General features: G+C 69.3%; 12 protein-coding genes and 2 pseudogenes. 2 read left to right on the forward strand and 12 right to left on the reverse strand.

Annotated elements, in window-relative coordinates; translation table 11 throughout:
• Positions 1-167: 167 nt before the first annotated feature.
• From G5C60_RS47380 to G5C60_RS47405, 8 genes are all read right to left on the reverse strand, one after another.
• Positions 168-1,169 (reverse strand): recombinase family protein, encoded by a 1,002-nt coding sequence (locus G5C60_RS47380; protein ID WP_165269956.1) that lies wholly within the window; start codon positions 1,167-1,169, stop codon positions 168-170.
• Positions 1,170-1,377: 208 nt separating this feature from the next.
• Positions 1,378-1,503 carry a hypothetical protein gene (locus tag G5C60_RS52835; RefSeq protein ID WP_241267590.1) on the reverse strand — a complete coding sequence of 42 codons (126 nt, stop codon included), beginning with the start codon at positions 1,501-1,503 and terminating at the stop codon, positions 1,378-1,380.
• Positions 1,504-1,697: 194 nt separating this feature from the next.
• On the reverse strand, positions 1,698-1,940 hold the full coding sequence (locus G5C60_RS52840; RefSeq protein WP_241267588.1) for a hypothetical protein: 243 nt from the start codon (positions 1,938-1,940) through the stop codon (positions 1,698-1,700).
• Positions 1,937-2,452 carry an NsdA family TPR-like regulatory protein gene (locus G5C60_RS52845; protein WP_241267589.1) on the reverse strand — a complete coding sequence of 172 codons (516 nt, stop codon included), beginning with the start codon at positions 2,450-2,452 and terminating at the stop codon, positions 1,937-1,939. Before G5C60_RS52845 ends, G5C60_RS52840 begins: the two co-directional genes overlap by 4 nt.
• 68 nt (positions 2,453-2,520) lie before the next feature.
• Positions 2,521-2,664 (reverse strand): hypothetical protein, encoded by a 144-nt coding sequence (locus tag G5C60_RS47390; protein WP_165269958.1) that lies wholly within the window; start codon positions 2,662-2,664, stop codon positions 2,521-2,523.
• A 195-nt stretch (positions 2,665-2,859) separates the two neighbouring features.
• Entirely contained in the window at positions 2,860-3,252 is a 393-nt protein-coding gene (locus G5C60_RS47395) for an SDR family NAD(P)-dependent oxidoreductase (RefSeq protein ID WP_165269960.1), read from the reverse strand.
• Between the two features lie 118 nt (positions 3,253-3,370).
• Positions 3,371-4,888, reverse strand: coding sequence for an MFS transporter (locus tag G5C60_RS47400; protein ID WP_165269962.1), 1,518 nt, complete (start codon positions 4,886-4,888; stop codon positions 3,371-3,373).
• Positions 4,889-5,023: 135 nt separating this feature from the next.
• Entirely contained in the window at positions 5,024-5,473 is a 450-nt protein-coding gene (locus tag G5C60_RS47405; RefSeq protein WP_165269964.1) for a cytochrome P450 family protein, read from the reverse strand.
• Positions 5,474-5,821: 348 nt separating this feature from the next.
• Between G5C60_RS47405 and G5C60_RS47410 the strand changes: the two genes are divergently transcribed.
• Positions 5,822-6,469: a TetR/AcrR family transcriptional regulator gene (locus tag G5C60_RS47410; RefSeq protein ID WP_338146134.1), complete on the forward strand. Its 648-nt coding sequence runs from the start codon at positions 5,822-5,824 to the stop codon at positions 6,467-6,469.
• A 50-nt stretch (positions 6,470-6,519) separates the two neighbouring features.
• Positions 6,520-6,738: pseudogene (locus G5C60_RS47415) on the forward strand (ferredoxin); the annotation flags it as partial.
• Positions 6,739-7,149: 411 nt separating this feature from the next.
• Here G5C60_RS47415 and G5C60_RS47420 read toward each other — a convergent pair.
• The 4 genes and pseudogenes from G5C60_RS47420 to G5C60_RS47435 form a co-directional block, all read right to left on the reverse strand.
• Positions 7,150-7,773 carry a Tn3 family transposase gene (locus G5C60_RS47420; RefSeq protein WP_165269968.1) on the reverse strand — a complete coding sequence of 208 codons (624 nt, stop codon included), beginning with the start codon at positions 7,771-7,773 and terminating at the stop codon, positions 7,150-7,152.
• A gap of 40 nt (positions 7,774-7,813) precedes the next feature.
• Positions 7,814-8,086, reverse strand: a pseudogene (locus tag G5C60_RS54400) (DUF4158 domain-containing protein); the annotation flags it as partial.
• A gap of 133 nt (positions 8,087-8,219) precedes the next feature.
• Positions 8,220-8,411, reverse strand: coding sequence for a DUF397 domain-containing protein (locus G5C60_RS47430; protein ID WP_165269970.1), 192 nt, complete (start codon positions 8,409-8,411; stop codon positions 8,220-8,222).
• A gap of 11 nt (positions 8,412-8,422) precedes the next feature.
• On the reverse strand, positions 8,423-9,304 hold the full coding sequence (locus tag G5C60_RS47435) for a helix-turn-helix domain-containing protein (protein ID WP_165269972.1): 882 nt from the start codon (positions 9,302-9,304) through the stop codon (positions 8,423-8,425).
• Positions 9,305-9,569 lie beyond the last annotated feature (265 nt).

Raw genomic sequence — 9,569 nt, forward strand, 5'->3', positions numbered from 1 at the left:
GGGGAGGAGACGGGAGTGCGGGTTGTGGGGGAGGGGGCGCTGCATGCGGAGGAGGGCCCGCCGGATCAGCAGACGTAGGGGTCCCGCCGGTAACGCTCCAGGATTGAACGCTAAGGAATGATCATGCTCGGGTCTGGGCTGTTGTGCTGTCCGGAACCGTGCGGGGCTCACCGTACGGTCTCGGGCTCGGCCCGCGGGCCCGGGAACTCGCTGGCTTGGAGGGCGGCGAAGTCGGCGTGGGCCGCCTCGACGGCTTCGGGGTACGCCTCGCGCCTGGCGTACTCGGCCAGGGCCCGGTAGACGCTTGCCACCGAAGGGTTCTGTCCCTTGCGCTTGCCTGTGGGGATGATCAGGTCGGGCTGGATCTGCTCGACGGACTCACCGAGTGCCCGGCGCCGCAGCACGGTGTGCAGCATGTCGTCGGTGATGACCGGCGGCCGGCCGCCGTGCTTGCCCTTGCGGGCGGCGGTGTCGAGCCCTTCGAGCGTCGACTCCCGGATGTTCTCCCGCTCGGTCTCAGCCATCGCTGCGAAGAACGCGAACAGCAGCTTGCCGGGGCCGCTGGGGTCGTACATTCCCGGCAGCGGTCCGGCGAGCATCTCCAGGACCAGGCCGTGCGCGGTCAGATGGTCCGCGAGGGCGGTCAGCTCTGCCGCGTCCCGTCCCAGTCGCTTCATCTCGTACACCGTGAAGATCACGCGGCAGTGGGGGGCGTGGGCCTTGATCTCCCGCGCGGTCTTGAGCGCCTCCTCGAACTGTGGGCGTACGCGGATGCGGGTGCTGATCTTCTCGCTGAAGATTTTGTCCCGCGGGATGCCGTGCTGGGTGAGCGCGTCGAGCTGCGAGTCGAGTTCTTGGCTGCGGTGCGAGCATCTCGCGTACCCGATGCGGATGTCCGCGCCCGGCAGGGCCGGGTCGATGGGGGCCGGCGGCGGGGTGCCGGGCCGCCACGGCTGTCCGGGCCCACGGTCGGCCGGGGTGGGCACCCGCAGGAGCTTGGCGAGCCGGGGCACCTTGGTGAAGCGGCCGGTGTGGTAAGCGGAGGCGACCGCGCCGGAGCGCGAGCGGCAGGGCGAGCCCGGCTGTGCGTCGCACTTCGGGCAGGGGCGGCGTTCGACGTCGTCCGCGTCCGACCGGCCGGACGCGGAAGGGTCTTGAGGGTCCGTCATGACCCCGGATCTTCGCACAATGCAAGTCTCAGAAGGGGGTCGCTCCCACTTTTGAGTGAGAACGGGTTCCGGGAAACCAATTCAAGATCATCAAGGGTCCAGCGTCCCGTTCTTGATCCTGCTCGGGCAAAGGGTCATTTATGAGAATGACCGCCGGTGACTGCCGTCACACTGCGCTACATGTCCGTTCGCGGCAGCGATGCGAGCGTCACGCGGCGGACGCCGACTCGTCACCGCGTTCACCGGACACCTGTTCGTTCACCCACTGCTGAGCCTCCGCGAGGTTCGGCGCCGTGCCCGCCGGTTCGTACGAAAATCCGTTCCACTCCTCCAGGGCCCGCGGCTCGTCCGGGCGGAGGTGTTCCGGCGCCGCCGTGCAGGGGCCGGTGACGCCGGTGGACGTCCATGGGTGGGCGGCGCCGTTTCTCGTACGCGGCGAGCGGGTCGCCGTCGTCGACGCGCGGGACGGCGCGCGACGGCTGGTTCAGGGGTCCGGGTCGGGAGTGCTTACCCATGCGCTCGATGGTCTCAGGCCGCGATGGTGGTCGGACGGGCGGTGGCGAGATCCCGAGCCCTGGTACGTACGTCCTGCACCGCGGCGGTCTCGTACGGCCGGGCCGCCTCCAGCAGCATGTTGAGGCGGGAGGCCACGAGGGTGGAGTCGACGCGGGCCGCGTCGTCGAGCGCCTGGTGCGCCGCGGCGGCTCCCCGCTCCGCCTCGCCCTCGTCGAGCAGCGCGGCTGCGAGCCCGACGCGGTCCATGACCTTCACGCGGTCGAGCCGGGCTTGCGCAGCTTCAGGGCGTCCTCGAAATGGCCGCTCGCCACTCGGCGGCCGCGGTGGAGTCCGGCGAGGTCGCGGGCGGAGACCGCGCGGGCGCCGGCATGCTCGGCCGCGTCGAAGTAGCTCACCCACTCGGGGACGTCGTCGCCGAGTCCGTCCGCCAGGAGGCCGTCGGCGTCGCCGAGGTACCGGTCGGCCTCCCGCTCGTCGCCGAGGGCCGCGTGCACCCGGCCGGTCTGCGAGGCGACCAGCGCTCTCGTCGCGGGCAGGGTGGCCTTCTTCGCGGCGACGCCGAGGAGACCGAGGGCGTCCTGCGGGTGGCCGAGGTAGATCATCTGGTGCGACATGCGGGTGACGATCTCCACCCCGCGGTCGCGCCGCCCCGCTTCCCCGGCCGCGTACGTGCCGTAACTCCAGAAGCGTTGGGCGATGGCGTACCGGCCGCAGTCGTGGCTGACCCACCCCGCGAGCGCCGCCAGGTCGGCGGTCGCCGCGAACACCCGGCCGCGCAGGGACGGCGGGACACCGTCCTGGATGCGGCGGGCGACCTCGGCGAGCGAGATACGGTCTATGACTGCGCCGTACCGTCACCGACGCCCTGCTCGACGAATCCGCCGTCCCGGTCGGCGCCGACGGTCTGGGCTGAACCGGCGGGCGGCGGGTCGTACGGCCCGTAGGGCGGGGCCGACGCGTTGCGCTGCGCAGCAGGCACGGTCTTCCGTTTGTGGTGATCAGCGAACTCGACACTCCATGATCACCGGAAGTCGTGCCGGCAGGCGTATCCTCCGACCGTCACGAACCGCCCACCATCGCCGACTTGGGATATCGAGCCCATACCGGCAGCTTCGGGCCGACCGCGAGAACGACGTCCGCCGCCCGTGGGCAGCGGACGGAGTGCCGGCGTGAGTCAGCCGGTGAAGACGGCCTCGGGTTGGTCGCGGCGCTCGTGCAGGTCCCAGTACAAGGGTGCGATCTGGTCGGGGGTGGCTGCGGGGATGCCTTCGGGGCCGTCGTCACCGATCCAGGTGCTGATCGCCACGTGCGCGGCGTACACGCCGCTACCCGCCAGTTCGTTGTGCAGGTTGAGCACCCAGTTGCGCAGTGCTCCGGCCGCGGCGTTGACGTTGCCGAGCATGGGGACGGGGTTGATGGAGCCGCCGCCGGTGGTGAACAGCAGGGTCCCGGCTCCGGCCTCCCGCATGGCGGGCAATACGGCGCGGGCGGCGGTGACGGCGCCGTAGAAGTTGTACTCGATCTGCGGCTGCAGGTTTTCCACCGTGGACTCGCTCGGGGTGGCCATGGTGAGGCCGGGCACCAGCGCCCTCTGCTGTCGGCCGTCGGGACCGAAGAAGGCCCGCCCCGGCTCCGGATGCGGAGGAGCCGGAGCGGACCATGGGCCCGCTCGGGAGGGGGCATTGTCAGTGTGCGATCACCGGTACCTGGGCTTCGGGTCCCTCGCCGGTGCTCGAATCGGCCTTCGGGCGGCCGACGTTGATGAGAGCCAGCGCTATCACGGCGGCGCCGGCCACGATGCCGACGGCGACCCAGGCGGCGTTGGCGTAGCCGTGCACCATGCCCTGGAGCTGGACCAGTTGCTGCTGGGGCTTCGTCGCGGCCGTGGCGATGTGGTCTGTGATGTACGAGGCCATGGCGGAGGCGGCGATGGTGTTCAGCAAGGCCGTGCCGATTGCGCCGCCCAGCTGCTGCGAGGTGTTGACTATGGCGGAGGCGGCACCGGCGTCGCGCGACTCCACCCCGTGCGTGGCCACGGACATGGCGGGCATGAACGCGGTACCCAGGCCGATGCCGACGATCAGTAGGGTCGGCAGGAGGAGACCGGCGTACGAGGAGCCGACCTCCAGTTGGGTCAGCAGGAACATGCCGGCCGCGGCGACCAGGAAGCCGGGACCCATCAGCAGCCGCGCCGGCACGCGGGGCGTCAGGCGGGTGCCGATCTGGGTCGCGCCGATCATCGTGCCGACAACCAACGGCAGGAAGGCGAAGCCGGTCTTGATCGGCGAGTAGCCCTTGACGATCTGCAGGTAGTAGGTGAGGAAGAGGAACAGGCCGTAGATCGCGATGTTCGCGAGGCCGAACGAGAGGAAGGCGCCGCCGCGGTTGCGTTCGGTGACCACGCGCAGGGGCAGCAGCGGGGCCTTGACCTTGGCCTCGGTGATGACGAAGGCGAGCAGCAGGACCGCGGAGGCGACGAACAGGCCGAGGGTCGTGGAGTCTCTCCAGCCGTCGGACTCGGCGCGGGTGAAGCCGTAGACCAGCGCGACCAGGCCGAGGGCGGACAGGATCACTCCGGGGATGTCGAGCGGCGAGCGGTTGCGCCCGCCTTCCGGCTCGCTGATGACGAAGTACGCACCGGCTGCGGCGATCGCGGCGAATGGGATGTTCACGAAGAACGTCCAGCGCCAGTCCAGGTATTCGGTCAGGACGCCGCCGAGGATCAGGCCGACGGCGCCGCCGGCACCGGAGATCGCGCTGTAGACGCCGAACGCCCTGGCGCGCTCCTTGGCGTCGGTGAACGTCACGGAGAGCAGGGAGAGAGCGGCGGGGGCGAGGAGGGCGCCGAAGACGCCCTGCAGGGCACGGGAGCTGTACATCATCGCCTCGTTGGTGGCGGCGCCGCCCAGTGCGGAGGCCGCGCCGAAGCCCACCAGACCGATGACGAAGGCGCGCTTGCGGCCCCAGAGGTCGGCGATCCGGCCGCCGAACAGGAGGAGACCGCCGAAGGCGAGGGCGTAGGCGGTGATGACCCACTGGCGGTTGCCGTCCGAGATGCCCAGGTCCTGTTGAGCGGAGGGCAGGGCGATGTTCACGATGGTCGCGTCGAGGATGACCATCAGCTGGGCGATCGAGATGAATGCGAGGGCTCGCCAGCGGTTGGGGTCGGGAACGCTGGGTGCCTTGCGGGCTGTTTCGGACATAGGGGTGCCCCTTCGAAACTGGCAACGGAATTTCGGAATGCGGAAAAGCGGACAGGACTACGAAAGGTGAGGCTCGGCGGCTGGCGGTCCGATGGGCTGCAGTCTGTCGGGTAGGCCGCATGTCGGACAGGACCCTCAGAGAGCGCGGTGGCGTCCTCGGATCCGGCGGCGGACTGGGGGAAGGTCCACCGCCGGACCTGGGACCTCGCGCCGATCCCGTCCCCACGGATTCGGCGCGTCGGGACCGCCTCCGCTCAAGGCGGTCCCGGGCCAATCGGTTACTGCCGAGTCCCCCCGCTCAGCGGGGTGCGAGGGCAGCGGCAGGGCGAAACGCTCCACGAGGTCCACCGGCCCCTGTGACCGGGCTATCTCGTCCAGCAGCTGTCCCGTGATGCCGGTGATGGTGGGACGCAGTGCGTCGATCTTCTTGACCATGAACTCGCGGGTGAGCGTGCGCCGCATCGTGGTGTGGACGGGTGCGTCGACGTTGGCGAAGAAGCCGGGCGGCTGGGGCGGCTGATCCGGCTGCACGTCCGGGTAGCCGGGCTGTGAGGGGTCGCTGCTGAAGGCGGGGTGGCCGAGCACCGCACGGGCGTCCTCCCAAGCGGGTCACCAGCCAGGCGCCGCGCCGGCCGTCCCAGATGGTGACGCGGCTGATCGGTGCCTCCTTGCACAGGCGGGAGTAAGCGGGAGGCGGATCGAGGGGTGCGGTCCTCGGCCGGGCGAGGACGAATTCGGGCGTGGGGCCAGGGGGCACGAGGGCTCCTCTCATCGACCTAACGGCGTTAGGGTGACTAACGCCGTTAGGTGGTTGTCGAGGTGAGCCTAACGCCGTTAGGTTGTTTTGGCGAGGCCCGTTCCAGACGGGTGGCAAGCCGTGGATGGCCGATGATGAAAGCCCAGTCGCAACCGGCGGGGTACGGAGGAGGAAGCGTGGACTCGGCAGCCCAGAAGCGGCGTGTGCCCTACCGGCAGGGTGAAGGGGAGCGCCTCCGGCAGGACATCCTGGACACGGCGACCCGCATCCTGGAGGAGTCCGGTCGCGAGGACGCCCTGTCTCTGCGTGGCATCGCCCGCGAGCTGGGCATCGCCGCGCCCAGTATCTACCTGCACTTCAACGACAAGACCGACCTGGTGCGGACGGTGCTCGATGCCCGGTACGCCGCGCTGGCGTCGACCATGCGCGAGGCCGGAAGGGCGGCCGCCGAGGCCGGTGCCGGCGCATGGGGTGTCCTGCGCGCCATCGTGGGCACCTACCGCGGGTTCGCCGTCGACAATCCCCGCCGCTATCGGCTCATGTTCAGCCTGGAGCAGCAGACTTCGGCGGAGGACCGGCGCGCCACCGGGTATCCGCTCGACCGGGTGCTGATCGCGTGGACCGATGCCGTTGACCAGTACCTCGCCGCAGCGTGTCCCGAGCAACGCGAGGAGGCCGACACGCTGGGGGTCCTGCTGTGGACCGGCCTGCACGGTCAGTTCGCCCTCTGGCACACCCTGCCGCATTCCTTTGTCGATGACGACACCATCCTGCGCGAGCTTGAGGAGGCGTTGATGAGGAGACTGCTGCCGCCGTCCGACTGACCGCCGGACGTTGGATGCGGCCATCCAGCGGCGCACGGTGCGCTGACCTGTTGACGCCGACTTTTCGACGGCCAAGGCCCTGGAGGCCAAGGGCGCCTAAGTGTGTGGCCTCGGGTCAGTGTGTCCTGATCGCTCCGGAGGTCTTCGACCAGCGGGACGAGGACGGCATGGCCGTCCTCCTCGGCGAGCACCCCGCGCCCGAACTCCACGACGGGGTACGCGAGTCCGCCGCCGTCTGCCCCGCCGCGGCCATCCGGCTGGAGGAGAAGCGACCGCACGTGTCGTGGTCGTCGGTGCCTCCGCGGGCGGACCGGCGACCGCCGAGGCCCTGCGCCGCCAGGCTTCGACGGGGCCGTCACCGTTATCGGTGACGAGCCCCACCTCCGCCGAGCGGGTCCGCGAAGCCGTAACGGCCCCGGCCGATGTGACGGCTCCCGTATCCCCCTTCCGGGGCTCTGGCCAGCGCGGACGCCTTGGTCAAGGTGGTGGCGACCACGACGGGCCGGTGACCGCCCTACTCGTCGTCGGTGGCGTCCTTGTCCCGCAGCGGGCGCATCCCGCCGGGCAGGCCGCTCCCGACCTTCGTGCTCGTGGGCATGGCGCCCACCACCCCGGGTTCAGAGACGCACGGCCTTGGTGCCGCCCCTCCCTCCGTGGGGCGGCACCGGGGCCGCTTGCGTCTATTCCTCGGTGGCGTTCGGGTCCCGCAGCGCCCTAAGGGCCCCGTCGCCGTGGCTGCGGACGATCGGGTAGCGCCCGTGGAAGTTGATGTGCTCGTGGACCAGCGGAGAGAGCCGGGAGCGGATCTCGGGTGAGATGGTCAGCCCGCCGGCCTCCAACTCTTTGACCGCGGCGTCGATGTAGAGGGTGTTCCACCACACGACCGAATTCATCGCCATACCCAGTGCTCCGAGCTGATCCTCCATCCCGTCCCGGTAGCCGTGCCGGAGCTCGCCGAGGCGCCCGAAGAAGATCCGCCGCCCGAGTGCGTGGCGGCCCTCGCCGATGTTGAGCTGGACACCGATCATGCGCCGGTATGCCTCGGAGTCGATGAACTGCAGCAGGTGCAGGGTCTTGAAGATCCGGCCATAGTGCGCGAACGCGTCGCCGAGGCCGGTCATGCGGTCGCCGGAGGTCATCATCCGCAACAGGTCGTACGCGCGGACCTTGCCGGTCTGCAGGGACCCGGCGACGCGGAGCATGTCCTCCCAGTTCTGCCGGATCCGCTCGACCTGGACGCACTGGCGCGAGACGGGCTGCAGCGGCCCGTAGTCCTTGTCCAGGCTTGCGGATCTCGCGGGCATGCTCGTGCTGGGTCGGCAGTCGTTCCGGATACAGCTTCAGACTGGACGCGTCGTCGATCCCCATCTGTTCGGCGACGAACGCGGCCACCCCCGGCGGTACATCGGCCGGCGTCGACAAGAAGGTGCCGAGCATGCGCACCGTGCCCCACTGCACCGCCCAGCCAAGCCGGTTGTGGGCCCGCCGCTTGGACGCTGCCTGCTCCAGCGCGGTCGCGTCCAGCCGGAAGAACTCCTCCAGCTCCTGGACCGACGGCTCCCCGGCGAAGCGCCCGTACCGGGCTATCTGCTCTTCTGAAAGATACTCAACAGTCACAGCTCGTGACGCTAGGCAGCAGGCGCCACACCAGTCCCGGCAGTGATCGAACCGAGACCCCCGCAGACCAAGATCATTCCTTAGCGTTCAATCCTGGAGCATTACCGGCGGGACCCCACGTAGGCAGCTCGGCTCAGCGACTGAGGTTTCCGGCTTTGAGAGCGTGCAGGAGGTTTGCCAGGGCGTGGGGTGTGACGGTCGCGATCTCGCCGAGGTGGTCGCTCTCGCGGAGGTGAATGCGGTCGGGGGTCGTTGCCGCCAGCTCTACGCACTCGCCCTCGCCGCCCGTGCTGAACGACGACTTCTGCCAGACGAGTTCGGGCATGGCGGGTCCTTTCAAAGGGCGTACATGACGTGCTGGATCAGACTCAGTGAGTCACGGGACTCGTGCGACTCCGGAGCCGCTTCGGGGTCGACAGGCGCCAGCGCCAGCTCCGAGAGTCGCTCGAACATTTTGGCGTACTCGTCGAGTTGGGCTCCATCCCACAGGAAGAGCGACTTCGTCGGGTGTTCCAGGTACACCGTGTCCAGTTCTGGGGCGTCGCCGCCGAAGATGACGAATGAACGGCTGTGCGCGGCATAGATGCCCGCCTCGAACGGATACACCTGCACGGTCATGTTGGGCAGCCGGGAGACCTCCATCAAGCGCAGCAACTGCCGGCGCATCACCTCCGGTCCACCCACTCGGGTGTGCAGTGCCGACTCATGGATGATGGCGTGGTACTTCACCGGTGAGTCGCCCGTGAGTACGCGTTGCCGAGCCACACGGAACTCGGCGTACCGGTCGGCGCGTTGAGGGTCGGCCTCCGTGATGCCGAGCACGGCACGGGCGTACTCCTCGGTCTGGAGCATGCCCGGGATCACCATCGGCCCGTGGCTGCGCAGCACGGTCGACCGTGATTCGAGTTCGGCCAGGTCCCGGGCCGCGGGGCCGATGACATCGGCGAACTTCTCCCACCAGCCCTTGCCGTTCTCCTGGGCCATCGCCATCAGTCCGTCGAAGTACGGCCCGGGCGGGCAGTCGTACTCCCGGAGAACCTTGTACAGGCGGTTGCGTGACACGTCGATGCGTCCGGTCTCGATATTGCTGATCCTCGCGCGGTCCGCGTCCAGGAACGCTGCGGCTTGCTCGCCGGAAAGTCCGGCGCGCATGCGCAGCTTGCGCAGTTCCGCTCCGAGCCTGCGCTGACGTTCGCTGGGGTTGCTCCTGGGTGCCATGTCCGACCTCCTGATCGAGCAGTCTGCCGATCTCAACAACCGTGAGTCACCGAGCTGTTGGCGCGTCACCCGCACAGGTGACATCAGCGGGAGAAGCTTGCGTAAAAGGAAAACATTTCCCTACCGTCGGCATCAACTCGACCACCCCGCGCCACGAGGAAGTACCCCCGCCCTCAAGCCAGTTGACGAGGCCCGGACCTGGTCACCGCGTAGACGCCCAACCCGACAGGAGCCCTCATGGAAGGCCCTCCAAGCCCCAACACCC

This window comes from Streptomyces scabichelini (assembly GCF_011045015.1).
In the GTDB taxonomy this organism is placed as follows: Bacteria; Actinomycetota; Actinomycetes; order Streptomycetales; family Streptomycetaceae; genus Streptomyces; species Streptomyces scabichelini.

Bases quoted from the DNA above. Each gene is read 5' to 3' on its own strand.
- G5C60_RS47420 (WP_165269968.1), bottom strand. From the start codon at position 7,773: ATGCCCGCGAGATCCGCAAGCCTGGACAAGGACTACGGGCCGCTGCAG.
- G5C60_RS47400 (WP_165269962.1), bottom strand. From the start codon at position 4,888: ATGTCCGAAACAGCCCGCAAGGCACCCAGCGTTCCCGACCCCAACCGC.
- G5C60_RS47435 (WP_165269972.1), bottom strand. From the start codon at position 9,304: ATGGCACCCAGGAGCAACCCCAGCGAACGTCAGCGCAGGCTCGGAGCG.
- G5C60_RS47395 (WP_165269960.1), bottom strand. From the start codon at position 3,252: ATGGCCACCCCGAGCGAGTCCACGGTGGAAAACCTGCAGCCGCAGATC.
- G5C60_RS47380 (WP_165269956.1), bottom strand. From the start codon at position 1,169: ATGACGGACCCTCAAGACCCTTCCGCGTCCGGCCGGTCGGACGCGGAC.
- G5C60_RS47430 (WP_165269970.1), bottom strand. From the start codon at position 8,411: ATGCCCGAACTCGTCTGGCAGAAGTCGTCGTTCAGCACGGGCGGCGAG.